This window comes from Streptosporangium sp. CA-115845 (genome assembly GCF_050943795.1).
Lineage (GTDB): Bacteria > Actinomycetota > Actinomycetes > Streptosporangiales > Streptosporangiaceae > Streptosporangium.
In genome coordinates, this window is the sequence record NZ_CP191988.1 from 8,872,110 (window position 1) to 8,896,934 (window position 24,825).

General features: G+C 69.6%; 23 protein-coding genes. 12 read left to right on the forward strand and 11 right to left on the reverse strand.

Annotation, left to right across the window (positions count from 1 at the left end):
- Positions 1-78 precede the first annotated feature (78 nt).
- Entirely contained in the window at positions 79-588 is a 510-nt protein-coding gene (locus ACQP0P_RS42110) for a hypothetical protein (RefSeq protein ID WP_433367088.1), read from the reverse strand.
- A gap of 84 nt (positions 589-672) precedes the next feature.
- On the opposite strand from ACQP0P_RS42110, the gene ACQP0P_RS42115 reads away from it, so the two are divergent.
- Positions 673-834 (forward strand): TetR family transcriptional regulator, encoded by a 162-nt coding sequence (locus ACQP0P_RS42115; protein WP_433367091.1) that lies wholly within the window; start codon positions 673-675, stop codon positions 832-834.
- 23 nt (positions 835-857) lie between these two features.
- Here the strand turns inward: ACQP0P_RS42115 and ACQP0P_RS42120 are convergent, their stop codons facing one another.
- The 3 genes from ACQP0P_RS42120 to ACQP0P_RS42130 form a co-directional block, all read right to left on the reverse strand.
- Entirely contained in the window at positions 858-2,102 is a 1,245-nt protein-coding gene (locus ACQP0P_RS42120; RefSeq protein WP_433367094.1) for a C40 family peptidase, read from the reverse strand.
- Between the two features lie 198 nt (positions 2,103-2,300).
- The gene (greA, locus tag ACQP0P_RS42125; protein ID WP_343977738.1) at positions 2,301-2,801 is read right to left on the reverse strand and encodes a transcription elongation factor GreA; all 501 of its coding nucleotides are present in this window, start codon (positions 2,799-2,801) and stop codon (positions 2,301-2,303) included.
- Positions 2,802-2,907: 106 nt separating this feature from the next.
- The gene (locus ACQP0P_RS42130; RefSeq protein ID WP_433367097.1) at positions 2,908-3,336 is read right to left on the reverse strand and encodes a DUF4307 domain-containing protein; all 429 of its coding nucleotides are present in this window, start codon (positions 3,334-3,336) and stop codon (positions 2,908-2,910) included.
- Between the two features lie 228 nt (positions 3,337-3,564).
- On the opposite strand from ACQP0P_RS42130, the gene mca reads away from it, so the two are divergent.
- The 3 genes from mca (at position 3,565) to ACQP0P_RS42145 (ending at position 5,146) form a co-directional block, all read left to right on the forward strand.
- A complete protein-coding gene (gene mca, locus ACQP0P_RS42135; RefSeq protein ID WP_433367100.1) occupies positions 3,565-4,449 on the forward strand; it encodes a mycothiol conjugate amidase Mca in 885 nt (294 codons plus the stop codon).
- A 34-nt stretch (positions 4,450-4,483) separates the two neighbouring features.
- Entirely contained in the window at positions 4,484-4,684 is a 201-nt protein-coding gene (locus ACQP0P_RS42140) for a hypothetical protein (protein WP_433367103.1), read from the forward strand.
- A 93-nt stretch (positions 4,685-4,777) separates the two neighbouring features.
- A complete protein-coding gene (locus ACQP0P_RS42145) occupies positions 4,778-5,146 on the forward strand; it encodes a GNAT family N-acetyltransferase (RefSeq protein WP_433367106.1) in 369 nt (122 codons plus the stop codon).
- Positions 5,147-5,251: 105 nt separating this feature from the next.
- Here the strand turns inward: ACQP0P_RS42145 and ACQP0P_RS42150 are convergent, their stop codons facing one another.
- A complete protein-coding gene (locus ACQP0P_RS42150) occupies positions 5,252-6,412 on the reverse strand; it encodes a hypothetical protein (RefSeq protein ID WP_433367109.1) in 1,161 nt (386 codons plus the stop codon).
- A 503-nt stretch (positions 6,413-6,915) separates the two neighbouring features.
- Between ACQP0P_RS42150 and ACQP0P_RS42155 the strand changes: the two genes are divergently transcribed.
- Positions 6,916-8,916 carry a thioredoxin domain-containing protein gene (locus tag ACQP0P_RS42155; protein WP_433367112.1) on the forward strand — a complete coding sequence of 667 codons (2,001 nt, stop codon included), beginning with the start codon at positions 6,916-6,918 and terminating at the stop codon, positions 8,914-8,916.
- Between the two features lie 2 nt (positions 8,917-8,918).
- On the opposite strand, the gene ACQP0P_RS42160 is transcribed toward ACQP0P_RS42155, so the two are convergent.
- Both ACQP0P_RS42160 and ACQP0P_RS42165 read right to left on the reverse strand, forming a co-directional pair.
- Entirely contained in the window at positions 8,919-11,060 is a 2,142-nt protein-coding gene (locus ACQP0P_RS42160; protein WP_433367115.1) for a transglycosylase domain-containing protein, read from the reverse strand.
- Positions 11,061-11,164: 104 nt separating this feature from the next.
- Positions 11,165-11,644, reverse strand: coding sequence for an Lrp/AsnC family transcriptional regulator (locus ACQP0P_RS42165; RefSeq protein ID WP_030910940.1), 480 nt, complete (start codon positions 11,642-11,644; stop codon positions 11,165-11,167).
- Positions 11,645-11,773: 129 nt separating this feature from the next.
- On the opposite strand from ACQP0P_RS42165, the gene hppD reads away from it, so the two are divergent.
- The 3 genes from hppD to ACQP0P_RS42180 all read left to right on the forward strand — a co-directional run bounded on the left by hppD (position 11,774) and on the right by ACQP0P_RS42180 (position 15,167).
- A complete protein-coding gene (gene hppD / locus ACQP0P_RS42170) occupies positions 11,774-12,856 on the forward strand; it encodes a 4-hydroxyphenylpyruvate dioxygenase (RefSeq protein WP_433367117.1) in 1,083 nt (360 codons plus the stop codon).
- 303 nt (positions 12,857-13,159) lie between these two features.
- A complete protein-coding gene (locus tag ACQP0P_RS42175) occupies positions 13,160-13,582 on the forward strand; it encodes an RDD family protein (RefSeq protein ID WP_433367120.1) in 423 nt (140 codons plus the stop codon).
- Positions 13,583-13,655: 73 nt separating this feature from the next.
- The gene (locus ACQP0P_RS42180) at positions 13,656-15,167 is read left to right on the forward strand and encodes a M1 family metallopeptidase (RefSeq protein ID WP_433367123.1); all 1,512 of its coding nucleotides are present in this window, start codon (positions 13,656-13,658) and stop codon (positions 15,165-15,167) included.
- A gap of 110 nt (positions 15,168-15,277) precedes the next feature.
- On the opposite strand, the gene ilvA is transcribed toward ACQP0P_RS42180, so the two are convergent.
- On the reverse strand, positions 15,278-16,486 hold the full coding sequence (ilvA, locus tag ACQP0P_RS42185) for a threonine ammonia-lyase (RefSeq protein WP_433367126.1): 1,209 nt from the start codon (positions 16,484-16,486) through the stop codon (positions 15,278-15,280).
- A gap of 224 nt (positions 16,487-16,710) precedes the next feature.
- Here ilvA and ACQP0P_RS42190 point away from each other — a divergent pair, with 224 nt between their 5' ends.
- Positions 16,711-17,325 (forward strand): hypothetical protein, encoded by a 615-nt coding sequence (locus ACQP0P_RS42190; RefSeq protein WP_433367129.1) that lies wholly within the window; start codon positions 16,711-16,713, stop codon positions 17,323-17,325.
- Between the two features lie 79 nt (positions 17,326-17,404).
- Here ACQP0P_RS42190 and ACQP0P_RS42195 read toward each other — a convergent pair whose 3' ends face one another.
- Positions 17,405-18,586 (reverse strand): FIST signal transduction protein, encoded by a 1,182-nt coding sequence (locus ACQP0P_RS42195; protein WP_433367132.1) that lies wholly within the window; start codon positions 18,584-18,586, stop codon positions 17,405-17,407.
- Between the two features lie 281 nt (positions 18,587-18,867).
- On the opposite strand from ACQP0P_RS42195, the gene ACQP0P_RS42200 reads away from it, so the two are divergent.
- Entirely contained in the window at positions 18,868-20,265 is a 1,398-nt protein-coding gene (locus ACQP0P_RS42200) for a sigma 54-interacting transcriptional regulator (protein ID WP_433367135.1), read from the forward strand.
- A gap of 10 nt (positions 20,266-20,275) precedes the next feature.
- Positions 20,276-22,222, forward strand: a complete 1,947-nt coding sequence (locus ACQP0P_RS42205; protein WP_433367137.1) for a vWA domain-containing protein — start codon at positions 20,276-20,278, stop codon at positions 22,220-22,222.
- A gap of 24 nt (positions 22,223-22,246) precedes the next feature.
- On the opposite strand, the gene ACQP0P_RS42210 is transcribed toward ACQP0P_RS42205, so the two are convergent.
- A complete protein-coding gene (locus ACQP0P_RS42210) occupies positions 22,247-22,660 on the reverse strand; it encodes a DUF6292 family protein (protein ID WP_433367140.1) in 414 nt (137 codons plus the stop codon).
- Between the two features lie 531 nt (positions 22,661-23,191).
- On the opposite strand from ACQP0P_RS42210, the gene ACQP0P_RS42215 reads away from it, so the two are divergent.
- A complete protein-coding gene (locus tag ACQP0P_RS42215; RefSeq protein ID WP_030910971.1) occupies positions 23,192-23,617 on the forward strand; it encodes a hypothetical protein in 426 nt (141 codons plus the stop codon).
- Positions 23,618-23,631: 14 nt separating this feature from the next.
- On the opposite strand, the gene ACQP0P_RS42220 is transcribed toward ACQP0P_RS42215, so the two are convergent.
- On the reverse strand, positions 23,632-24,771 hold the full coding sequence (locus ACQP0P_RS42220) for a cystathionine gamma-synthase (RefSeq protein WP_433367144.1): 1,140 nt from the start codon (positions 24,769-24,771) through the stop codon (positions 23,632-23,634).
- Between the last annotated feature and the right edge of the window lie 54 nt (positions 24,772-24,825).

Consider the following 24,825-nt stretch of genomic DNA (forward strand, 5'->3'; position numbering starts at 1 on the left):
TATAGGCCAATGAGAAAGGTCTAAACCAATCAGCCGACAGGTTCAGACCAATTTATCGGCCATTCCCGCTGCCCAGCCTCAGGAGTTCACGTCGGGCCCGGCGGCCCGGACACGGTCGACATGCCGTAGCGCGTCCCTCAAATCCGCCAGCCAGGTGTCGGTGTGGTCGCCCACCAGACGTACGCACCAGGCGAGCGCGTCACTGCGACTGCGGGCCACCCCCGCGGCCACGAGGGTGTCGAGCACCCGGCGCTCCGACTGCCTGAGCCTGGTCATGACGGGCACCGACAGTGTGGTGAACATCACCGTCTCGCCGCCGACCGCGACCCCCCAGGAGACCTTCCTGCGGAATCGGTGCTCGGCCTCCAGCGCGATCTCCACGCGCCGCTCCCTGGTCTCCTCGCGGAAGCGCAGGATGCCGCCCTCCAGCGCGGCGGAACGCTCCACCTCCGAGACGTCGTCGCCGAGCAGGGGAGCCCGGAGCCTGCCGACCACCGCGATCTCCTCACGGTCCAGCACGATCTCAGGCTCGCCTTCGAACCATTCCCGGGGCAGCCGTCCCGAGAACCAGCCGCGCAGCTTCTCCATTGTTTTATCTTTTTCCATGTAATTTAGATTACAACGTTCACGGCCGCTGTCCATGGCGGCCCGCGCAGACGCGAGAGTCGGCGAATGAGATCACCCCAACGCGCCGGAGGGCTGCGCGAGCGCAAGAAGGCGAAGACCCGCCGTGCGATTCAGGAGCACGCGCTGCGTCTGTTCGCCGAGCGGGGATACGAGGCCACGACCGTCGAGCAGCTCGCCGCCGGCCTCCCGCTCACCGGCACCCGGTAGGCGAAAGATCCAGGGGACGGGGCCTAGCGGACGCGGGCGGCGACCGCCGGGCTGACCCGCACGGCCCCGGCGAAGTTGCGGGTGGTGACGGGGCTGAGCTTGACCACGTCGCCGGTCCTGGGAGCCTGCAGCATCTTGCCGTCTCCCCAGTAGATCGCCACGTGCGAGACGTAGCCGGGGTTGGTGGGATCGTGCCGCCAGAACAGCAGGTCCCCCGGCTGGATCTGGGCGAGCGGGATCTGCGGGCCCGAGACGAACTGCTGGTGCGTCACCCGGGGCACCGTGATCCCCGCCTGGCGGTACGCCCACTGGACCAGGCCCGAGCAGTCGAAGCTGTCCGGACCCTCCGCGCCCCACACGTACGGGCGGCCGAGCTTGCTGATCGCGGCGGCGAGCGCGGTCCTGACCTGGGGAGTGGTCATGAAGGAACCGGCCGGCCAGTTCGTGCTCCGGGGGGCCGTCAGCACCGGGTTGATCACGGCGACCTGCCCCCCCTTGGGCAGTACGCGCAGGAGCGCGCGGCGCAGCTTCGTGGAGTCGGCCTTCGGGGCGCTCACCACGAGCGCGTTGTTCTCCGGGATGCCCAGTGCGCGGGCGGTCGGCCGGGAGACCACCGCGTCGATGGCGCCCATGCCCATCGTGGCGTAGGCGCCGACCCGCAGGTTCTGCCCGGCGGTGGTGAACGTCTTGCCCAGCGGCATGCCCCCGTCGTTGCCCAGGACGAAGGAGACGGCGACCTCCCCCGCCGAGACGTTCTGCCAGAGCCTGTCGGAGCGCGCCGTCGGCTTGGGGGTGTAGGCGCGGAACGTCGAGGGGTTCACCCCGAGCGTCTGAACCCGCTTGCCGTCCAGGATCACCTCTGCGGCGTCGGTGCGCTCCACCGCCCGCACCCCGGAGAGCTGGGCGATCTTGGCCACCACCGACGAACTGAGCGGCCTGGGCGCCACGACGAAAAGATGCGGTTTCCGCATCGAGGTCAGCGGCGCCACCGGAGCGGGCGCCTGCGCGGGCTGGACGGGCTTCGCCACCTGGGTCGGCACGGTGGCGACGGACCTGCGCATGGTGACCGTCTCCGGATCGGCCTCCGGCAGTTGCGTGTAGATCATCAGGCCGATGGCCAGCACGCCGACGAGCAGAACGGCGAGGATCGGGACCGCCTGCCTCATCAGACGGGCGGTGCGGCGGCTGTAGCGAAGACGGGGACGGTAGGCGAGGTCCTGGCGGGCCTCCCGGATCAGGTCGGAGACACGTGGCCGCCGATCGAACACGACATATCCCCTTCTCCCACCAGGCCGACCCTATGAGGGTGCCGTACACCGCCCGGCGATGCACGCGAACCCATCAAAAAGCGTCTTATCTGCAATAAGACCGCAAGACTACAAACCCCCCGCCAAATCCTCCAGGACATGGCAATCCGCCGGGACACCCGTCCCGGCGGATCAACGGATCAGCGGAGTATGGGGAGGTCAGTTGCCGACGTACGGCACGGCCTCAAGGATCTCGACGGTGTTGGAACGGCCGTTCGGCATGGTGTAGGTCGCCTTCTCACCGATCTTCTTGCCGTTGATCGCCGAGCCGAGAGGCGACTTGGGCGAGTAGACGTCGATCGGGGCACCGCTCTCCTCGCGGGAGGCCAGCAGGAAGGCGACCTCCTCGTCGTCGCCCTCGAAGCGGACGGTGACGGTCATTCCCGGGCCGACCACGCCTTCGGTGCGGGGTGCCTCACCGACCTTGGCGCTGTCCAGGATCTGACGGAGATGGAAGATACGGGCCTCCATCTTGCCCTGCTCGTCCTTGGCGGCGTGGTAGCCACCGTTCTCCTTCAGGTCGCCCTCTTCGCGGGCCGCCTCGATCTTCTTGGCGATGTCGACGCGCCCGGGCCCCGAGAGATGCTCGAACTCAGCCTTCAGGCGGTCGTACGCCTCCTGAGTGAGCCAGGTGACGCTCTCGTTGTGGGAGTCGGCCACGGGTTCTCCTTGCTTCCTCTAGGGGGCTTCGTGCTTGGGGGTTGCGGACGGTCGAATCTCGACAGGCTAACAAGTTAGCCCTTCGTCCGCCTCCTCAAATGTCTCACTATACGAGATAGCAGTACTGGACGTGACCGGAAGTGGCCTGAGCACTGGTCTCTAGCCGTTCAGTAAGCCGAACATACCCCTCACCAGCCGGAATATTGACCTCCTTGCTGCCGACCTCGACGTGGCTGACGTCGGTGGCCCGCAGCCGGCAGAGCGCCGCGCGATCAGACGGTTTGACGACCTCGAACATGATCTGCACAGAATCGCCGCGGCTGGCATCGAACGCGATGACCTGGTCGATGACCTCCGTGTTGCCCTTGGACGCCCACATCACATAGCCCCAGCCCCCCGCGCACACGGCGCAGAGGATCGCGATCACGACGTGCACGACGAAGCGTCCCCTGCTCTCCGGACGGTCGGGAAAATCGTCCGGGGTGCCGAGGATCGGGCCGTTCTGACGGCCCTTTTCGGCTTCGCTGGTGGCCATGACGGAATCTCCCTGCACTACCTCGGTGTTATCCGAGACAATTGTCCCCTGCGGGGGCCTCGCCCTCGCGACCGCCCAAGAGAAACTAACCTCTTCACAGAGTGACGTAAGCCGAGGGCGCGCGGGGCACCGCGTCGAGCGGAGCGGGGGATACGGCCAGGTTAGGCCGTCCGCGAGGCGACCGACGACGATCCGAAGCGCGACCGACACAGAGGAGACACCGAGCCCGTGAGTGCACCACTCAGGCTGATGGCCGTCCACGCGCATCCCGACGACGAGTCGAGCAAAGGCGCCGCCACCATGGCGCGCTACGTGGCCGAGGGCGTGGACGTGCTGGTCTGTACGCTCACCGGGGGCGAACGCGGGTCGATCCTGAACCCCAAGATGGAGCGCCCGGAGATCCTGGAGAACATCGGCGAGGTGCGGCGCCTGGAGATGGAGCGCGCCCGCGAGATCCTCGGCGTGCGGCAGCGCTTCATGGGGTTCGTCGACTCCGGCCTGCCCGAGGACGAGAGCGAACCGCTACCCGAGGGCTGCTTCGCCCTGCAGCCCCTCCAGGTCGCCTCGGCCCCGCTGGTGGCGGCCGTCCGCGAGTTCAGGCCGCACGTCATCCTCACCTACGACGACGACGGCGGCTATCCGCACCCCGACCACATCATGACCAACCGGGTCTCGGTGGAGGCGTTCGAGGCGGCGGGCGACCCCGACCGTTACCCGGGCACCGGTGAGCCCTGGCAGCCCCTGAAGCTCTACTACCACATGGGTTTCACCAAGGACCGGTTCGAGGCGCTGCACGAGGCGATGAACTCCCGCGACATGGGCTCCCCCTACGCCGACTGGATCTCCCGCTGGGAGGACCGCCCGCAGAAGTGGCCGGTGACCACCCGGGTCCCCTGCGGCGACTACTTCGAGATCCGCGACGAGGCACTGCTCGCGCACGCCACCCAGGTCGATCCGGACGGCTTCTGGTTCGTCTGCCCGCGCGACCTGCAGCGTGAGATCTGGCCGACCGAGGACTACCACCTGGCTCGCGCGCTCGTGGACGTCGAGCTTCCCGAGGACGACCTGTTCACCGGAATCCACGCGGACACGGTCTCGCACGCCTGCCACTGACGCGACCGGGAGGCGGCGGTGGCAGACTTGACGTGTGATTACACCTAACGTCCTCGATGAGTCCGTCGTCAATCCTGGCCTCGTGGGCTTCCTCGTCGTGGCGGCGATGGGGTTCGCCCTCTACCTGCTCGTCAAGTCGATGAGGAAGCAGATCTCCAGGATCGAGGTCCCCTCCGAGGCCGAGCTGAGGAAGCAGCAGAGCACCGCCGGCAGCACGACACCGACCGCTCCCTAGCCCGATTCCGCGTACGTCCCCGGTCTGCCGGGGGCGATCGAGGGACGCCCCAGGGCGATCACCCACATCGCCTGATCCCCAGCCGGTGACGGCATGACACGCGCGAAAAACCCGCCCGGCAGGGCCGACACTCCGAGGATGAGCATGGCCGACGACATCGAGGTCTCCGACAACCACGAGGCCGCCCGCTTCGAGATCCTGCTGGACGGCGGGGTCGCCGGGTTCGCCGCGTACCGGCTCCGATCCGGGAAGATCATTTTCACGCACACCGAGATCCTCCCCGAGTTCGAGGGCAGGGGCCTGGGCGGGCGGCTGGCCGCCGCGGCTCTCGACGCGAGCCGTGCCTCCGATCGGATGGTCGTGCCGCTCTGCCCGTTCATCGCCCGCTACATCCGGCGCCACCCCGAATACCAGGATCTGGTGCCGGAGAGCTACCTCGACCTCCTGGACGAGGACGCCTGACCCCGGCGGCCGTACGGCAGGCGCCCGGTTCTCCGGACCTGGCCGACCGGCCCCTCCGCGCGGCCCGGCGTCGGTCCGCCGAGGACCGGACCGCGGCCCTCGCCCTCAGTCCCCGAGGGCGTCCGTCGAGGACCAGGCTCGCTCCAGCGCCCTGGGCAGGCCCCAGCGGCCCAGTGGGGTGAGCACCTCGGTCCTGTCGACGATCCCCAGACACGCCCAGAGCGGGGTGACCGAGCTGAAGAGCGTCTCGGCCGCTTCCAGGTCCTCCGGCTCGTCCATGTCGACGTCGATGTCCTCCGACTCGGCGATGAGCCGGGCGATTCGCTCGGGCGAGGCCAGCACCCCGGGACCGCGCCTGGCCAGGGCCGCGACCACGGCCAGCCAGTCGGCGTGGTGGATCGCGCACAGGGCGGCCAGCACCGAGTCCTCGTGGCTGAGCTCCCCGTCCAGGTCGGTGAAGACCTCCAGCCGGTCCTCCTCCTCCGGCAGATCGGAGATCGGCCCCGCGATACCAGCCGTGACGGTCAGCCAGAGCTCCTCGTCGTCGGCCGGCAGCGGCTCCCCCTCGTACCCGGCGCAGGCCCGCAGCACGTTTCCCGGATAGCCGGGGCCGGCCAGCACCTCGCGCAGCCGGGTGGCCGCGGCCCGCAACTCCCTGACAGGCCGCTCGGGCTCGGGCAGCTCGGCCAGGATGCGCCGCAGCTCGCCCAGGGCGAACGCCTCCTCCTCGTCCCAGGCGGCGAACAGCTCCTCGTCCTGCTCGTCGGAGACCACGGTTCCCGGGACTCGCCCGTCGGGCAGCGGGCCGGTGAGCCAGCGCTCCTGGAAGTCCGCGTAGACCTCCCTGGCCTGCTCGTCACCCCGCGCGAGCGCGTCCGGGTCGATCTCCCCCGCGGCGACCCGCTCCTCCAGGTAGGCGACCAGCCGGTTGAACATCTCCTCGCCGACCGGTCCCCGCTCGTCCTCCTCAGGCCAGACGAAGAAGCTGCGGGTGAGCAGGAGCGGCTCGGTGCCCGTGGACTCCATCCAGCGCTGCACGTCTCCCACGGTCGCACCGCCGGACTCGATCGCACTGAGGGTCGCCTTCGCGGAGTCCCAGAACGGCACCGACAGCGGGTTGCCCGCCGCCAGCAGCGCCCGCCTCAGATCGGGCAGCGCCACCAGCGCCACCCCGGACGGCACGGCGAGCAGCGCACGGGCGACATCACGCCGGGTCAGCTCGGAAGCCGCCCTTCCGGCGTGCACACAGACGAAGTCGAGATCCACGCCCAGTGAGCCTACGCCCGAAGCGCGATGAACACACCTTCCCCTGGCCGACGGCTCGCGAGCCTGCCTCGGGAGGCGACCGGGAAGACGACCGTCCGCCCCGCGCGGCGGCCCCTGGGGCACGACCCTCACCTCGCGGGAAGCAGCACCCGGAGGCTCGGCGGGTTGGAGGCCTTCGCGATCACGGCCTCGGAGAGCACCTGGCACACGTCCGGCTTCCCCTCCCGCCCGGTGCCACCTCCAGCCCCTCGGCCGGGCCGCCGGAGCGATCAGCGAGTGGGCAGCGCGTTCGCGGTCGTTCCCGGGATCACCGCCCCGGAACCCCGGGGCGGTGATCCCGGGAACTTTCCGGCGCCGGGGACGGACGCCCTGCCCGTGACCGTCAACCGGGTTCCGGCCAGGTGTCGGTGTCCCTCTCGGTCTAGTGTGAGAAGAACCGTGACGCGCGATCTCCGCGCACCTCGCGAGGAGAAGTACGCACCGCGTACACCGGAAGGGTCTTCATGAACCGCTTGAAGGACGCGACGAGCCCCTACCTGCTGCAGCACGCGGACAATCCCGTCGACTGGTTCGCCTGGGGCGACGAGGCCTTCGCGGAGGCACGGCGGCGGAACGCTCCCCTGCTGATCAGCGTCGGTTACTCGGCATGTCACTGGTGTCACGTAATGGCTCACGAGTCGTTCGAGGACCCCGGCACGGCCGCGCTGATGAACGAGCACTTCGTCAACGTGAAGGTCGATCGCGAGGAGCGTCCGGACGTCGACGCGGTCTACATGACGGCCACCCAGGCCATGACAGGCCAGGGCGGGTGGCCGATGACCGTCTTCGCCACTCCGGAGGGCCACCCCTTCTACACCGGCACCTACTTTCCCAGGCAGCAGTTCCAGCGGCTGCTGGCCGGGGTGTCGAACGCCTGGAACGGCGACCGGGAGGCGGTGCTCGAACAGAGCTCGAAGATCGTGGAGGCGCTGAACGAGCAGTCGGCGATGCCGTCGGGGCCGCTGCCCACGCCGAGCACGCTCACCCGGGCCGTGCAGAGCCTGGCCGAGTCCTTCGACTCGGCCCGCGGCGGCTTCGGCGGAGCGCCCAAGTTCCCGCCGTCGATGGCCCTGGAGTTCCTGCTGCGTTACGGCGCGACCCCCACCGGCGAGGACGCGCGGGCGACCGCGAACGCGGCGACGTCCATGGCCGGCCGGACGCTGGAGGCCATGGCCAGGGGTGGCATCTACGACCAGCTCGGCGGCGGGTTCGCCCGCTACAGCGTGGACGCGGACTGGGTGGTGCCGCACTTCGAGAAGATGCTCTACGACAACGCCCTGCTCCTGCGGGTCTACACGCACTGGTGGCGCTCAGGCGGCTCCGCCCTGGGCCGGCGGGTGGCGCTGGAGACCGCCGACTGGCTGCTGGCCGAGATGCGCACCCCCGAGGGGGGCTTCGCCTCCGCCCTGGACGCAGACAGCGAGGGTGTGGAGGGCAGGTTCTACGCCTGGACCCCCCGGGAGCTCCGCGAGGTCCTCGGCGAGGAGGACGGTGCCTGGGCGATCGACCTGTTCGAGGTGACGGGGACGTTCGAGCACGGCACCTCGGTGCTCCAGCTCCCCTCCGACCCCACCGATCCCGAGCGGTTCGCCCGGGTGCGCTCCGCGCTGCTGGCCGCGCGGGCCCGCCGGGTGCGGCCCGGGCGCGACGACAAGGTGGTGGCCGCCTGGAACGGCCTGGCCATCGCCGCCCTCGCCGAGACCGGCGCCCTGTTCGACCGGCCGGATCTCGTCGAGGCGGCGCGCGAGGCGGCCACCCTGATCGACGGCCTCCACCTGGACGGTGACCGGCTGCTGCGCACGTCCCGCGACGGCCGCGCCGGCACCAACGCGGGGGTCCTGGAAGACTACGCCGACCTCGCAGAGGGCCTGCTGACCCTTTCCGGGGTGACCGGGGAGGTCCACTGGTTCCGGCGGGCCGAGTCACTGCTGGAGACCGTTCTGGAGCGGTTCTCCGATGGCTCCGGCGGGTTCTACGACACCGCCGACGACGCCGAGCGGCTCTTCCAGCGCCCGCAGGACCCGACGGACAACGCCACCCCCTCCGGCCAGTTCGCCGCCGCGGGGGCGCTGCTGTCGTACGCGGCGCTGACCGGCTCGTCCCGGCACAGGGCGGCGGCCGAGGCGGCCCTGGGCACGGTCACCGTCCTGGCCGACAGGCACGCCCGGTTCGCCGGGTGGGGCCTGGCGGTGGCACAGGCGGCGGTGGCCGGCCCGATCGAGGTCGCGGTCGTGGGGCCGGCCGGCGATCCGGCGACGGCGGCCCTGCACCGGGCCGCTCTGATGTCACCCCTGCCCGGCCTGGTCCTGGCACTCGGAGAGCCCGATTCCGGCGAGATCCCGCTCCTGGCCGGCCGGGGCCTGGTGGGAGGCGTGCCCGCGGCCTACGTATGCCGTGGCTTCACCTGCCGGATGCCCGTCACCACCCCCACGGCCCTGCGAGCCGAGCTGGCGAGCGGGGCGTAGGGTCACTCGCTCCCCGCGGGGGCGACGACACGGCGGCCCAGGCCGTCGAGACCGAGCCCGTCGCCGCCTCCGCCGTCCTGGCCCTCCGGGCCGTTGCCGGGGCCACCCCGCCCCTCGTCGCCCGGAGCCGAGGTCTGGCCGGGGCCGGGGGTCTCCGGTCCGGGACTCGTGCTCTGGGTGGGGCCGAAAGTGCCGGGCTCGTCGGGGTTGGGGGTGACAATGCCCTGGTCACCGCCCTGGTCGTCGTATCGGCCGCCGGAGCCGTAGTCGTCGTACGGGTTGGAGTAGCCGTAGCTGGACGGCTCCTTGAACTCCTTGACCGGCTTGCCGTCCATCGCCTCGGTCATGAAGGCGCGCCAGATCTGGGCGGGATAGGATCCGCCGTACTGGGCGCTGCCGTTCACGGTCACCGGCTTGTTGTCGTCGCGGAACATGTTGACCGCCGTCGCCAGCTGCGGGGTGAACCCGGCGAACCAGACGGCCGCCGACTCGTCCGTGGTGCCGGTCTTGCCCGCCACGGGGCGGTCGTACAGGCGGGCTCCCGAGCCGGTGCCCGCCTCGACGACCTGGGTCAGCGCGTAGGTGGCGTCGATGGCGGCCTGCTCGCTGAAGGCGCGCTTCCCCCTGGTGGAGCTCTTCACGACCTTCCCGTCGGCGTCGGTGACCGAGCGGATCACATGGGCCTCGCGGTGGACGCCCTCCGCGGCGAAGGTGGCGAAGCCCGAGGCGTTCTGCACCGCGCTCACCGAGGCCACGCCGAGCGGGAGGGTGGCCGCGGCCCGATGCGGGTCGAGCTGTTTGCCGGGGATTCCGGCGGCCTCGGCGACCTTGACCACCTTGTTCAGGCCGATCTTCTGGGCGAGGTCGACGAAGGCGGTGTTCACCGAACTCTGGGTCGCCTTGACGAGGTTGACCTGGCCGTAGGAGTAGCCGCCCGAGTTGGGGATGTCTGCGGAGGCGATCCGCAGCGGCGAGTTGCCGTCGACCCTGGTGTCGAGGCCGAAGCCGTTGTTCAGGGCCGCGGCCAGCGTGTACGCCTTGAAGGTCGATCCGGCCTGTACCTTGGCCGAGAACGAGTTGTCGAACTTGTTGGCGGCGTAGTCGCGGCCGCCGTAGAAGGCGAGGACCTCACCGGTCGCGGGATCGACGGCGGCCAGCCCGGCGCGGACCTTCTTGGGGGTGCTCTCCGGCAGGACCGAGGTGACGGCGCGCTCGGCGGCGGCCATCAGGTTCTTGTCGAAGGTCGATACGATCTTCAGCCCGCCCTGGTTGATGACCTCGTCGGTGTAGCCCCTGCTTTTGAGCTCGGCCGCCACCTGGTCGAGCATGTAGCCCTCCTGCCCCTTGGGCGCGAAGATCGCTTTGGGCTTTCTGAGGGTGGGGAAGGTCACCTCGGCGGCCTCGGTGGAGGTGACGGCCCCGATGGCCACCATCCCGTCGATCACCGACCTCCAGCGGTCCCTGGCCGCGTAGAGGTCCGCGCCCTGCGGGTCGGCGAACCTGGAGGGCTGCTGGATCACCGCGGCGAGGTAGGCCCCCTCGGCGAGGGTCAGCTTGCCCACGTCCTTGCGGAAGTAGGCGTCGGCCGCCGCCTGGACCCCGTCGGCGCCCCGGCCGAAGTAGATCGTGTTGAGGTACTGCTCCAGCACCCAGTCCTTCGACTTCGACTGGTCCACCTTCAGGGAGATCATGATCTCCTTGAGCTTGCGGATTATGGAACGTTCCTGGCTGAGACCGCTGTAGTAGTTGCGGACCATCTGCTGGGTGATCGTGGAGCCGCCCTGAAGCTGCTGCCCGGTGACCGTGGACCACATGGCCCGGAAGGTGCCCTTGAGGGAGATGCCCTGGTCGTTGTAGAACGAGCGGTTCTCCGCGGCGATGACCGCGTTCCGCAGGCTCTGCGGAACCTTGTCCAGGGTCACGCTCTTGCGGTTGACCCCCTGCTTGGCCAGCACGGTCTTGCCGTCCCGGTAGAAGATCACCGAGCCCTGCGCGGTGGCCCTGGGCTGCGTGCTGTCCGGGATGGGGGTCATCGCCCACACCACCCCGAGCAGGCCGATCACCGAGATGACACCGACGCCGAAGACGATGAGTGTGATCCGCAGGAGCTTCCTCCTGGGACTGCCCGTCCCGCCCTTTAGCACGCGTGACCCCCCGATCGGATCCGTCGCAGACCCCCGACGGTTGCGCGGACCGTTAAGGGTAAACGATGGATAACGGTGTCTGGCCCCTGCTTGGCATGGTACGGCTAGCTCCTCCCCTTGCGTGGGACATCGGCCACCAAAGGCAGAACACGGTATGGCACAGGGGTGTCCAAGGCGATCACCGACGAGGTCCTGACCACGCCCCGGACGTCAACGATCAGGTCAATTACCCGCTGCAGATCGGCATTGCTGCGCGCCACCACGCGGCAGTGCATGTCGTCACCGCCGGTGATCGTGTGCACCTCCAGCACCTCGGGGATGGCCGCGAGTTGCACGGCGACCGGGTCGTGCCCGCTGACCTGGCGGATCTGCAGGGTCACGAACGCGGTCACGTCGTAGCCGAGTGCCGCGGGGGCGATGTCCGGGCCGAACCCGGTGACCACCCCCCGGGCGACCAGCCGATCGAGGCGTGCCTGCACGGTCCCCCTGGCCACTCCGAGCCGCCGCGAGCACTCCAGCACCCCGAGTCTGGGCTCCGCCGCGAGCAGGGCGATGAGACGGGCGTCGAGCTGATCGATCGTCATGATGTACAGGTGCTCCGCGATGATCGGCAACTGATTGTGCATATTGTGCACTATTTAATGTGAGTGTTGCACAAACAGACCAGCAAATCAGAAAGTACTCGCATGAGCGATATCTTTCCGGTGAACGGTATGGACTCCGTGGTTTTCGCGGTGGGCAACGCCAAGCAGGCCGCCCACTACTACTCCAGCGCGTTCGGCATGCGGCTCGTGGCCTATCGGGGCCCGGAGAACGGCAGCCGCGACGAGGTGGCGTACGTCCTCACCTCGGGCGCCGCCAGGTTCGAGTTCCGCGGGGCGGTGCGCCCCGGCACCGAGGTCGCCCGCCATGTGGCCGAGCACGGTGACGGTGTGATCGACCTCGCCATCGAGGTCCCCGACGTGGACACGGCCTACGCCCACGCGCTCGCCCAGGGCGCGCGGGGGCTGTCGGAGCCGCGGGTGCTGGAGGACGAGCACGGCAAGGTGGTGGTCGCGGCGATCGCCACCTACGGCGAGACCCGGCACACCCTCGTCGACAGGTCCAACTACAGCGGTGTCTACCTGCCCGGCTACCTCCCGGCGGACCCCCTGGTCGCGGCCCCCGACGTGAAGAACGGCCGCCTGTTCCAGGCCGTCGACCACTGCGTCGGCAACGTGGAACTCGGCAAAATGGACGAGTGGGTGGAGTTCTACAAGCGGGTCATGGGCTTCACCAACATGGCGGAGTTCGTCGGCGACGACATCGCCACCGAATACTCGGCGTTGATGTCCAAGGTGGTCGCGGACGGCACCCGCAAGGTGAAGTTCCCGCTCAACGAGCCGGCGATCTCCAGGAAGAAGTCGCAGATCGACGAGTACCTGGAGTTCTACGGCGGCCCCGGCGTGCAGCACATCGCGCTGGCCACCAACGACATCCTCGGCAGCGTCGACCGCATGCGCGAGGCCGGGGTCGGCTTCCTGGACACTCCCGCCTCCTACTACGACGACCCGGAACTGCGGAAGCGCATCGGCGAGGTCCGCGCGCCGATCGAGGAGCTGAAGAAGCGCGGGATCCTGGTCGACCGGGACGAGGACGGCTACCTGCTGCAGATCTTCACCAAGCCGGTGCAGGACCGTCCGACCGTGTTCTTCGAGCTGATCGAGCGGCACGGCTCGCTCGGCTTCGGCAAGGGCAACTTCAAGGCGCTCTTCGAGGCGATCGAGCGTGAGCAGGACCTCAGGGGAAACCTGTGACCTCGGCTCAGAGGTAACCCACAACCGCCTTTGGCTTTGTGATGGCGCTCTTCCGGCAATCACCTGCGAATGGGATCAATACCGCCACCGCCGGATGACCGGGGATCGGACCCGTGGTCCGATCCCGCTCCGCCGGGGCCGGGCCACCCAGGCCCCGGCCCCGGTCCTCACCACGGCCCCGGCCCGCACCCCGGCCCCGGCCCGCAATCCGGCCCCGGCCACACCCCAGGCCCCGACCCCGGCTACGGTCCCGGTCCCGGCTACGGCGGGGGGCCCTTCGGCGGGTCCCCCCAGGCCGGGGACATGCGGCTGGGTGGACGATGGCGCCGCCTGTTCGCGGGCATCCTCGACCTCGTCATCATCAGCCTCATCTCCGCACCGTTCAGCTACCGGACCGTCAGCACCGTCACGGGCTCCGAGGGCTTCGTCGCGATAACGCCCCGCGCGGAGACCCTCCTGGTGGCGGTGATCGGCTTTCTGTACTACTGGCTGCTGACCGCCTTCTGGAACGGGCAGACGCTCGGCAAGCGCCTCTTCCACCTGCGCGTGGCCGACCTCGGCGGGCGGAGGGCCGACGTCGGGCAGACCGCGATTCGCGAGCTGGTCCGGTGGGTGATGTACATCACCTGCTGCCTGGGGTGGATAGACCTGGCTTTCATCCTTTTTCAGTCACGCAAGCAGGCCGTGCATGACATCGCAGCCAGAACGCTTGTCATAGACGCCTGATCGACGCAGGTCAGTCGCGTAGTGTGCCATGCACGAGCTCGGCTCAGCGGGCCGGGGAAGGAGTGTTAGGGGTATGGCGTACAAACGGCTGGCCACCACGGCGACCGCCGCTCTGCTCAGCACGCTCGGGACCATCGGCACGGTCGCCTGTGCCGCGTCGAGCGGGGAGAGCGTCCCTGCGGCGAACTCGACGGTGAACTCGACAGTGAACTCGACGGTGAACTCGACGGTGTCTGGCCCCTCCGCCTCCCCCATGTCCAGCTCCGCCGACAACAGGGCCAGGCCCGGCGCCCCCGGGATCGGCGACTCCGACTTCCCCACCGACGGCAACGGCGGCTACGACGTCGACCACTACCTGCTCAAGCTGGGCTACACCCCGTCTTCCAAACACCTGGCCGGGACGGCCAGGATCGAGGCCCGGGCCACCCAGCACCTGGCGAGCTTCAACCTCGACCTCTCGGGCTTCACGGTCAGCCGGGTCACCGTGGACGGCAGGCCCGCGAGATTCGACCGGGCCGGAAGCGAGCTCACCGTCACCCCCGCCGAGTCCATCCCGGACGAGGCGACGTTCGCCGTCGAGGTCGCGTACGCCGGAGAGCCCAAACCTGTCCGGAACTCCTCCAATCTGGGCACGTACGGCTTCATTCCGACCCGGGACGGCGCCTTCGTCACGGGCCAGCCCAACGGGGCCAAGACCTGGTTCCCCAGCAACGACCACCCCGCCGACAAGGCGCGCTACGACTTCGAGCTCACCGTGCCCGCGGGGCTGACGGCGCTGGCCAACGGCGAGCTCGTCGGCGAGCCGAGGACCGTCGGGGGCAGGACGACCTTCCGGTGGCGGGAGAGCCACCCGATGGCCAGTTACCTGGCCACCATGACGCTGGGCAGGTTCGAGGTGCTTCAGGGCAAGACCGCCGGGGGCCTGAAGAATCTGGCGGCCGTCGACCCGATCTTCCATGGCTCGCTGCGGAGGTTGTACGACGTGTCGGGCAAGGTCACCGACTACTGGAGCACGCTCTTTGGCCCCTACCCCTTCTCCTCGACCGGGGGCGTGGTCGACGACTTCCCCGCGGGCTACGCGCTGGAGAACCAGACCAAGCCCATGTACGGCGGGTTCGCCCCCGACGACGACATCATCGCCCACGAGCTGGCCCACCAGTGGTTCGGCGACAGCCTCAGCATCAAGCGGTGGAAGGACCTGTGGCTCAACGAGGGCTTCGCGACCTACGCCGAGTGGCTCTGGTCGGAGCACGAGGGCCGGTCCACCACCGAACAGCTCTTCCGCAGGAACTACGCCGCCGCCGCCGACGCCCCCATCTGGAGCTACGCCCCCGGCCGGGCCAGGCCGGAGGACCTGTTCAACAACTCCGTCTACACCCGGGGCGGTATGACGCTGCACGCGCTCAGGCAGCGGATCGGCGATCCGGCGTTCTTCAAGCTCCTGAAGCAGTGGGTCGCCACGCACAAGTACGGGAGCGTCACGACCCCGGAGTTCATCGCGATGGCCGAGAAGATCTCCGGCAAGAACCTCGAAGCCCTCTTCGACGCCTGGTTGTTCACCGCGGAGAAGCCGTCCACCTGGTGACGCGGCGGCGGGCCTCACGGGCCGGGTCCGGCCCCCCTGAGAAGCCGGACGAGGCATCCCCGCGCCCGCCCTGACCCGGCTGCGAACCTGGCGTGCCGGGTCCTGGGGACTCAGGTAAAGCTGATCTTGTATCCGTCCGTCCGCAGGGAGCCCAGCACCTCCTCGGAGTGCACCGGCCCCCTGGTCTCCAGCTGGAGCTGCACCTCGACCTCGCCGGGGTGCATGCCCAGCCGCTCGTGCACGATGTCGAGCACGTTGGCGCCGAGTTCCGCCAGCCTGGCCAGCAGCGTCGCCAGCGCACCCGGCCTGTCGGAGAGCGGCACCCGCACGGTGAGATAGCGCCCCGCCGCGGCCAGGCCGTGCCGGAGAACCTTGACCAGCAGCAGCGGGTCGATGTTGCCCCCGGAGAGCACCGCCACCACGGGCGGCTCGAAGACCCGCGGGTGGGCCATGATCGCGGCCACCCCGGCCACACCCGCCGGCTCGACGACCTGCTTGGCCCGTTCGAGACAGAGCACCAGCGCCTGGGAGATCTGGCTCTCGGTGACGGTGACGACGTTGTCGACCAGATAGTGGATCAGCTCGAAGGGCAGCTCACCCGGGCGGCCCACGGCGATGCCGTCGGCCATCGTCGAGGCGGGCCGGACCTCGACCGGATGCCCGGCGGCCAGCGACGCCGGGTAGGCGGCGGCCCGCTCGGCCTGGACCCCGACGATCCGCACGCCCGGCCTCAGCGACTTGACCGCCAGCGCGACCCCGGCGGCCAGCCCGCCGCCGCCCAGCGACATCACGATCGTGCCGACCTCGGGGAGCTGCTCCACGATCTCCAGCCCGATCGTGCCCTGCCCGGCGATGACGGCGGGGTGGTCGAAGGGGTGGATGAACACCGCTCCGGTCCGCTCGGCGTGCTCCCTCGCCCGGTCCAGCGCGACGTCCACGGTGTCTCCCGCGAAGATCACCTCGGCGCCGTACGAGCGGGTGGCGGCCACCTTGGGCAGCGGCGCTCCCTGCGGCATGTAGACCGTCGAGGAGGTCCCGACCAGTCCGGAGGCGAGTGCCACGCCCTGCGCGTGGTTGCCCGCACTGGCCGCGACCACCCCTCGCCGCCGCTCACTCTCGGTCAGCCCGGCGATCCTGACGTACGCCCCCCGGATCTTGAAGGAACCCGAGCGCTGCAGGTGCTCGCACTTGAGGTGGACGGGCCCGCCGACGACGCCCGACAGCACGTGTGAGTGGAGCAGCGGAGTGCGCAGGGCGACGTCGGCCAACGACTCGCGCGCGGCGACCACATCCTCGTAGGTCACCCGGGACTCCGACATGCGGGCCATCGTACGACGCGCGCTCGCGTTCTCGCACCGGACCGGGCGGGAGCGCGCGCCGTACGGGGCTCCGGCCACCACCTGCGATCGCCCCCAGTCGCTTACAAGAACTTCACAAGACGGTGCGGGCAGACTCACAGAGATGGGATCGGAATCGGTTCCTGGACAACACGGAGCGCAAGATGTACGCGGTGGCTCACACCGGGGGGGCAGGGTGTCCTGAGATGACGGATGGGCGGTTCACTGAGGAGGAGTACGTCGAATGGGCGACGCGGTGGCTCGGCGACCGCCCGATCCCCGGCGAGCTGCTGCGGATGGTCGCCATCCAGGCCGCCCGGCCCCTGGACGCGGGCCGGGACGCCGACCCGCTGTACGAGATGGAGATCACCGTGCTGGGGCCGGGGAGCACCCATCCGGTGTTCGACGACGACGCCAACCGGGATATCGGCGGGTCCTGGTCGGAGGTGCTGAACCACCTGTTCCCCGTCGTGGAGACGTTCAACTCGCCCTCGTACGGCGATGGCGTGTACGGATACTGGCTGCACCCGGATGAGCGTGCGGAGCGGCCGCCGATCGTCGCGATCGACAGCGAGGGCACCTTCTTCGCGCCGAGGGGCAGCACCCTCCTTGAGGCGCTGATCAACGATTCCGGCGTCGACGGTGCGGCGTTCGAGCGCCTGGCGAACCGGTTCGCCGCCATCGGCCTGCCGATCTCCCCGCGCAGCCGTGCCGAGATCCCCTCGTCCGCCATCGTCATGGACCCCGAGACACTGGAGAAGATCGTGGACGCCGAACACCGAGCGGCCCATACCGCGAACAGAGCCCTCGCCTCGCGATGACCGTCCAGTCCGAATGGCGGGACCGATCGCTTCTCGGCCCATCCGGCTTCGGCGACGAGCAGCTCAAGATCCGCTGATCTTACGGGTGGTCGGCGGGCGGACGGGCGGAGAAGACCAGGACCGAGGCGGTGAAGCCGTGGACGTGGTTGTGGCCGCCTACCGGGCCCACCTCTCCCGCGGCGAAGAACCCGGCCACCCCGATGGGGCCCAGGGTGTCGCGGACGGCGACGGCGTCGTGGTCGGCGCTGCCGAACATGGCCGAGCCCCGGCCGTTGCAGGAGAACAGCAGGGCACCGTCCACCCGGCCGAACGCCTCTCGATGGGCGTCGAGCAGCTCGTACAGGTCCTCGTCGGCGGTGGCGGCGTCGCGGACCTGGAACCGGACGGTACGCCCGATCTCGACGACGTCGCCGATGGCCACCGCCTCACGTTCGGGGTCGATGCCGAGCACACCCCTGATCAGGAAGTCGCCGCGCTCGTGCCGCTCCGCGTACTCGTCCATGGCGATGCCGATCTGCAGCCCCGAGGCGACCAGGTCGCGGTCGTCCTCGTCCAGGGCGCTGACGATCTCCTCCAGCCGCGCCAGGGCGGGCTGCCCCGCGAGTTCGAGCAGCAGGTTGTCCTCGACGGAGGTGACGGCCATCGTCGGGCCGATCGGGCGGCAGCCCTGGCTGACCACGGTGCTGACGTTGAGGTCACCGCTGAGCAGCACCCCGACGGCCCCCTCGGTGTAGATCCTTCCGTCGGCGAACAGCCGCACCGCGCCGCGGCCCTGGATCGCGTTGGCCAGACCGCCGATCAGCGGAAGGTCTCCCATGACCTCCTCCGATCGCTCGACGAAACCGTCGGTGGGGAAGGTATAGGGGTCGGCGAGCAGGATGGCTGCGTGATCGTCGGGGCCGCGGTCGGGCAGGCCGACCACGACGAAGCGGTCGTCGGTCCGCAGCGTGTCGAGCGCGAAGGTCGTCAGCCTGGCCCCGCCGAGGGTGGCGGCCCAGGCGCTGACCGCCGGGGTGACCTCCACCCCCTGCCCGTCACCGATGACCCCGGTGGCGCTGCAGCCAAGGACGGCGGCGCCCGGTGCCATGCTCATCGCACGCAGTCCGGCGCGGGAGACGTCGTCGGGATCGTCCCCGCAGATGAAAAAGCAGAGCAGGTCAGCGGGTCCGGACAGACCGGACAGAGCCTGGCGCACCGCGGTCTCGGCTGCGGCGACCAGATCGGACCCCACCGCGAGGCCATCGGCGAAACGGCTCGTCATCAGCGCCACTCGTCTCGCCTCTCCCTCTTGTCTGACGGCTCGCCCGGGAGTGACCGTGGTCTCGCCCGAAGCTCGCCGTGAAGTTCGTGAATGCCGGAACCCTCTGACGTCCCCCTCCGAGGCCGTCCTGATGCTTGATCCTGAAGTCATCCGGTGTCTTGTCTTGGAGCGATTCTCCCCACTGCCGACACAAGCACTCGCGTCAAGCCCCACACAATAGTCAAGATCCGAAAGAGGGATGAGAGTGCCGGATCGGGTGTTGTGGACGTAGGCTCGATCCCGTGCCTCAAATCCCAGAGCCACGTACTCTGCGCGAGCTGCGCGCGAGCGGCCATATTCACCGTACGGTAAAGGCCGAGATCCGTGAGAACCTCCTGGCCCGCCTGCGGGCAGGAGAGTCGCGGTTCCCCGGCATCGTGGGCTTCGACGACACCGTCCTGCCATACCTGGAGCGGGCGCTGCTCGCCGGCCATGACCTGGTCCTGCTCGGTGAGCGTGGCCAGGGCAAGACCCGGTTGATCCGCACCGTGACCGGGCTCCTCGACGAGTGGACCCCCGTCGTCGAGGGCTGCGAGATCAACGACCATCCCTACCAGCCCTCGTGCGTCCGCTGCCGCCGCCTGGCCGACGAGGCGGGTGAGGAACTGCCGATCTCCTGGAGACAACGGGACGAGCGGTACGGCGAGAAACTCGCCACCCCGGACACCTCCGTCGGCGACCTGATCGGCGACATCGATCCAATCAAGATCGCCGAGGGGCGCACGCTCGGCGACCCGGAGACCGTCCACTACGGTCTGGTCCCCAGGAGCAACCGGGGCGTGTTCTCCGTCAACGAGCTGCCCGACCTGGCCGAGCGCATCCAGGTCTCGCTGCTCAACGTGCTGGAGGAGCGCGACATCCAGGTCAGGGGCTACAACCTGCGCCTGCCCCTGGACATCCTGCTGATCGCCAGCGCCAACCCCGAGGACTACACCAATCGCGGCCGGATCATCACTCCGCTGAAGGACCGTTTCGGCGCCGAGATCCGCACCCACTACCCGCTCTCGATCGAGACCGAGCTGGTGCTGATCCGTCAGGAGGCCGCTCTCGACCAGGTGGGTGCCGACCTGCCCGACCACCTGATCGAGGTGATCGCCCGCTTCACCCGGCTGGTCCGCGAGTCCACCGCCGTGGACGCGCGCTCGGGCGTCTCGGCACGCTTCTCCATCGCCGCGGCCGAGACCGCGGCCGCCTCAGCCGTCCGGCGTGCGGCGCTGACCGGCGAGGACCACGCGGTGGCCAGGGTCGCCGACCTGCCGGGGATCGTGCACACGCTCCGCGGCAAGGTGGAGTTCGAGGTGAGCGAGGAGGGCCGGGAGACCGAGGTGCTCTCGCACCTGCTCCGCAGGGCGGTGGCCGAGACGTTCCGCGGCACGCTCGGCGGCACGGACCTGGCCCCGCTGCTGGACAGGTTCGCAGAGGGCGTCCAGGTCGAGTCAGGGGTGACGGTCCCGGCGGCCGAGCTGCTGCGCAGGATCGGCCCGGTGCAGGGCCTGGCGAAGATCATGTCCCAGCTCGGCATCGGCGACGAGTCGCCCGGCCACGCCGCCGCCGCGCTGGAGTTCGCCCTGGAGGGCCTGTACCTCCTGCGTCGGCTCTCCAAGGACGAGGTGGACGGCACGACGACCTACCGCACCTGAGGTGTCTGGCATGAGCTATCGCTATGGCGAATACCGGGACGGGCCCGACCCGCTCGCCCCTCCGTACGACGTCCGTTCGGCGCTGGACCGGATGGGCGACGCGATCCTGTCCGGTTCCAACCCCGCCCACGCCCTGCGGGACCTGCTCAAGGAGGGCCTGCCGGGCGCGCAGAATCGGCGCGGGCTTGACGATCTGCTCCGCGAGGTGCGGCGCCGGCGCCGGGAGCTACGCGAGCGCGGGCGCCTGGACGGCACGCTGGAGCGGGCCAGGGCACTGCTGGACAAGGCGATCGGCCAGGAGCGGGCCGAGCTGTTCCCCGACCCCTCGGACGAGGCCAGGCTGCGTGAGGCGGAGCTGGCCGCCCTTCCCGACGACACGGCGAGTGCCATCCGGGAACTGGGGGACTACCGGTGGCGCTCGGCCGCCGCCAGGCAGACCTTCGAGGAACTGCGCGACCTGCTGCGCGGGGAGGTGCTCGACAGCCAGTTCCGCGGCATGCGGCAGGCCCTGGCCGATCCCGACCCCGCCGCCATGGAGCGGGTCAGGGAGATGATGTCCGACCTGAACGACATGCTCGACCGGGATGCCCGTGGCGAGCACACTCAGGCTGATTTCGAGCAGTTCATGTCGAAATATGGGGACATGTTTCCGGAGTCGCCGCGGAACCTGGAGGAGCTGGTCGACACCCTCGCCCGGCGGGCCGCGGCCACCCAGCGCCTGCTGGCCTCCCTGACCCCGGCCCAGCGCGAGGAACTGGGCCGGCTGATCGAGCAGACGCTCGCCCAGGCCGGGCTGGACGAGCAGATGCGCCGCCTGGGCGAGTCCCTGTATGCCCGCCGCCCCGACCTCGCCTGGAACACCCCGGAGCGGCTGAGCGGCGACGAGCCGATGGGGATGTCCGACGCGGTGAGCGCGCTGGACGAGCTCGCCGACCTGACCCAGCTGGAGGCCGCGCTCCGCCAGGACTACCCCGGCGCCCGGATGGACGACATCGACGAGGCCGCGATCCGGCGTGCCCTCGGCCGCTCAGCCGTCGACGACCTGCAGGCGCTCAGGCAGGTCGAGCGCGAGCTGGAGCAGCAGGGTTACCTGCTGCGCCGGCGCGGCAAGCTGGAGCTCACCCCGAAGGCCGTCAGGCGCCTGGGTGAGACCGCGCTGCGCCGCGTCTTCGCCTCCCTGGAGAGCGGACGCCGCGGCGATCACGACCAGGTGGACGCCGGCTCGGCCGGTGAGCTCACCGGCTCCTCACGGCCCTGGCGGTTCGGCGACGAGCAGCCGATCGACGTGGTCCGCACGGTGATCAACGGCGTCCGGCGCGGAGGGAGCACCGGCGCGGTGACCCTGTCCGTCGACGACTTCGAGGTGGCCGAGACCGAGCGGCGTACGGCGGCGGCGGTCTGCCTGCTGGTCGACCTGTCCTATTCGATGGCGCTCCGCGGCACCTGGGCAGCCGCCAAGCAGACGGCGATGGCGCTGCAGGCGCTGGTGGCCTCGAAGTTCCCGCAGGACTCGGTGCAGATCATCGGCTTCTCCAACTACGCCCGCGTGCTGCAGCCCGACGAGCTGGCGGGCCTGGAGTGGGACATGGTTCAGGGGACGAACCTGCACCACGCCCTGCTGATCGCCGGGCGCCACCTGGACCGCCACCCCGACTTCGAGCCGGTCGTGCTGGTGGTCACCGATGGTGAGCCCACCGCCCACCTGCGGCGCAACGGCTCGGCGGCCTTCGAGTGGCCGCCCACCCAGGAGACGCTGGAGCTGACGCTCGCCGAGGTCGACAAGATGACCCGGCGCAGAGCGACGCTCAACGTCTTCATGCTCGCCGATGACGAGCGTCTGAAGGATTTCGTGAACGAGGTCGGGCGACGCAACGGCGGCCGGGTCTTCTCTCCCGGCGCCGACCGCCTGGGAGAGTACGTCGTCAGCGACTTCCTGCGGGCCCGCCGCACGCGCTGACGGGTCCCCAGCCTACCTGAGGGCTCAGAAGTCGGCGTAGCCGTCGAGCGCCAGGTCGAAGCCGTCGTGGTAGTGGCGGTAGGAGCGGTAGCAGGGACGCCACGCCGTGCTGTTGCCGACGCCCGCGCGGGCGTCGGCGATCGCGGAGGGGATCCGCCGGGGAGAGAGCAGGAGGCCGCCGCCGAGATAGCGATCGTCGGCGAGGACCGTGGGGGTGCCCGGATCACCGCTCGCGTAGCGGCCACGGCGCCAGCCGCTCTCCTCGTCCCAGACCAGCGCGTCGCCTCCGGCCAGGCGGACGGTGACGGTGCGCGGGTCACAGGGCCCCTGCCACCAGCTCTCGACCTGGTCACCCAGGGCTTCGACCACGAGGCCGGCATAGTGGGCCGGCTGGTCCCGCCACTCCTCGGTGTACGGCTCAACGTGTTTGACAGCCACGGCTGGCACTCCTTCGTGCCGTCTTAATCTCTGTTCGCTGGAAGGCCCGCCCGGCACGACCACGACTTCGCCGCCGGTCTCATCACACGGGAACGGACTCTTTCGATCCTACTCATCCCCGGGTGTGGTCAGAGCAGGATTCGAAGATCGGCCACTCCTCAAACCGTGACCCTTCCGTAACAACGCCTTCGGGACTGCCGCCGTCTACCTAGTAAAGAAAGTTCACCAATTCAAGGGGGAGGAATGAGTCCGATGCTCGCGGGAATTCTCGTGGCACTGATGCTCATTGTCTGCGTCTGCTTCGAGTTGTGCATGGTCCCGCACGGCCGGGACCGGCACGACGCCATCGACGGCGAGTGACATCCCCCCAGATGTCCGGCCACCCCGGTCTTCACGGCACCCGCGGGACGACCAAGGGGCCGGGACCCACCCGCCCGCCGCACCGGAACCTCCTTCAAAAGATCACTGCAGGTCGGTGACGGCCAAGCGAGCCGTACCCAGAAGAGATCGACGAAGACTAATGTCTGGCACATGACAGACCTGCTGCTTTGGCTGCACATCGGCTTTTCGATCTTCGCTCTGGGCCCGGTGACCGCCGCCATGATGTCCACTCCCAGATTCATCCGTGCCAAGAACGTCGACGTCCTGCGCTACCTGCACAAGACCACCCGCATCTATGGCTTCGCCTCCCTGGGGATCTTCCTGTTCGGCCTGTTGCTGGGCCGCGAGTTCCTCGGCAGGCCGTACCTGTCGGCCTCCATGACGCTCTTCATCGTCACCTTGGGACTGCTGTTCATGGTGGCCCGCGACCAGGGCGCCGCCATCCGGGTCCTCTCCAGCGAGAGCCCGGAGGACGACGCCAAGGTTCAGGTCGGCCGGATCGCCGCGTTCTCCGGCGTGATCGTGCTGATCTGGATCGTCATCCTGGCGCTGATGGTCTGGTTCAACCCGGCCTGAGCACGCCCGCGTTCCTACCCCAGCGCCTGGGTGAGGTCGGCGAGGAGATCGTCGATCGACTCGATGCCGACCGACAGGCGGACCAGGTCACCGGGGACCTCCAGCGGCGAGCCCGCCACGGAGGCGTGGGTCATCCGGCCGGGGTGCTCGATCAGCGACTCCACCCCGCCGAGCGACTCGCCCAGGGTGAACAGCCTGGTCCGGTCGCACACCTCGACCGCCTCGGCCTCCCCCCCGGCCATCCGGAAGGAGACCATGCCACCGAAGCGCCTCATCTGCTTGGCCGCCACCTCGTGACCGGGGTGATCGGCCAGGCCCGGATAGAGCACCGAGGTGACCCGCGGATGGGCGAGTAGCAGGTCCACCACCCGCTCGGCGTTCTCGCAGTGCCGGTCCATCCGCACCCCGAGCGTCTTGAGACCGCGCAGCGTCAGCCAGGCGTCGAACGGCCCGGCCACCGCGCCCATCGCGTTCTGGTGGTACGCGAGCTGCTCGCCCAGCCCGGCGTCGCGTGCGACGAGCGCGCCGCCGACCACGTCGGAGTGGCCGCCCACGTACTTGGTGGTGGAGTGCACGACGACGTCCGCGCCCAGCGCCAGCGGCTGCTGCAGGTACGGGGAGGCGAAGGTGTTGTCCACCACCAGCAACGCACCGCAGTCGCGCGCGAGCTGGGCCAGGGCCGCGATGTCCGCGATGCCGAGCAGCGGGTTGGTGGGCGTCTCCACCCAGATGATCCTGGTCTTCTGGGTCACCGCGGCCGCCACCGCCGCCAGGTCGCCCAGCGGCACCGGGTCGTAGTGCAACCCCCAGCGCTCGTGAACCTTGGCGAACAGGCGATAGGTGCCCCCGTAGGCGTCGTTCGGGATGATGACATGGTCGCCCGGCTTGCAGATCGTGCGGAGCACCGTGTCCTCGGCCGCCAGGCCCGAGGCGAAGGCCAGACCGCGGCTGCCGCCCTCGACCGCGGCCATGGCCTCTTCCAGCGCCGTCCTGGTCGGGTTGGCCGACCGGCTGTACTCATATCCGGCGCGCAGACCGCCCACGCCGTCCTGCTTGTAGGTGGATACCGCGTAGATCGGCGGAACCACCGCCCCGGTGTAGGGGTCGGGTTCCTGACCTGCGTGGATGGCCAGCGTCTCGAATCCTTGGTTCATGGGGTCAACGCTACTCGCAACATCGGCGTTCCCAGAGCGCGGACGACCGCTCCG

Excerpts from the sequence above, each read along its gene's own strand:
- ACQP0P_RS42165 (WP_030910940.1), bottom strand. The coding sequence starts at position 11,644 with ATGACGATCGATCAGCTCGACGCCCGTCTCATCGCCCTGCTCGCGGCG.
- ACQP0P_RS42205 (WP_433367137.1), top strand. The coding sequence starts at position 20,276 with ATGAGCTATCGCTATGGCGAATACCGGGACGGGCCCGACCCGCTCGCC.
- ACQP0P_RS42115 (WP_433367091.1), top strand. The coding sequence starts at position 673 with ATGAGATCACCCCAACGCGCCGGAGGGCTGCGCGAGCGCAAGAAGGCG.
- ACQP0P_RS42195 (WP_433367132.1), bottom strand. The coding sequence starts at position 18,586 with ATGACGAGCCGTTTCGCCGATGGCCTCGCGGTGGGGTCCGATCTGGTC.
- ACQP0P_RS42175 (WP_433367120.1), top strand. The coding sequence starts at position 13,160 with ATGCGGCTGGGTGGACGATGGCGCCGCCTGTTCGCGGGCATCCTCGAC.
- ACQP0P_RS42155 (WP_433367112.1), top strand. The coding sequence starts at position 6,916 with ATGAACCGCTTGAAGGACGCGACGAGCCCCTACCTGCTGCAGCACGCG.
- hppD (WP_433367117.1), top strand. The coding sequence starts at position 11,774 with ATGGACTCCGTGGTTTTCGCGGTGGGCAACGCCAAGCAGGCCGCCCAC.
- ACQP0P_RS42180 (WP_433367123.1), top strand. The coding sequence starts at position 13,656 with ATGGCGTACAAACGGCTGGCCACCACGGCGACCGCCGCTCTGCTCAGC.
- ilvA (WP_433367126.1), bottom strand. The coding sequence starts at position 16,486 with ATGTCGGAGTCCCGGGTGACCTACGAGGATGTGGTCGCCGCGCGCGAG.
- ACQP0P_RS42130 (WP_433367097.1), bottom strand. The coding sequence starts at position 3,336 with ATGGCCACCAGCGAAGCCGAAAAGGGCCGTCAGAACGGCCCGATCCTC.
- ACQP0P_RS42145 (WP_433367106.1), top strand. The coding sequence starts at position 4,778 with ATGACACGCGCGAAAAACCCGCCCGGCAGGGCCGACACTCCGAGGATG.
- ACQP0P_RS42110 (WP_433367088.1), bottom strand. The coding sequence starts at position 588 with ATGGAGAAGCTGCGCGGCTGGTTCTCGGGACGGCTGCCCCGGGAATGG.
- ACQP0P_RS42190 (WP_433367129.1), top strand. The coding sequence starts at position 16,711 with ATGACGGATGGGCGGTTCACTGAGGAGGAGTACGTCGAATGGGCGACG.
- ACQP0P_RS42215 (WP_030910971.1), top strand. The coding sequence starts at position 23,192 with ATGACAGACCTGCTGCTTTGGCTGCACATCGGCTTTTCGATCTTCGCT.
- ACQP0P_RS42220 (WP_433367144.1), bottom strand. The coding sequence starts at position 24,771 with ATGAACCAAGGATTCGAGACGCTGGCCATCCACGCAGGTCAGGAACCC.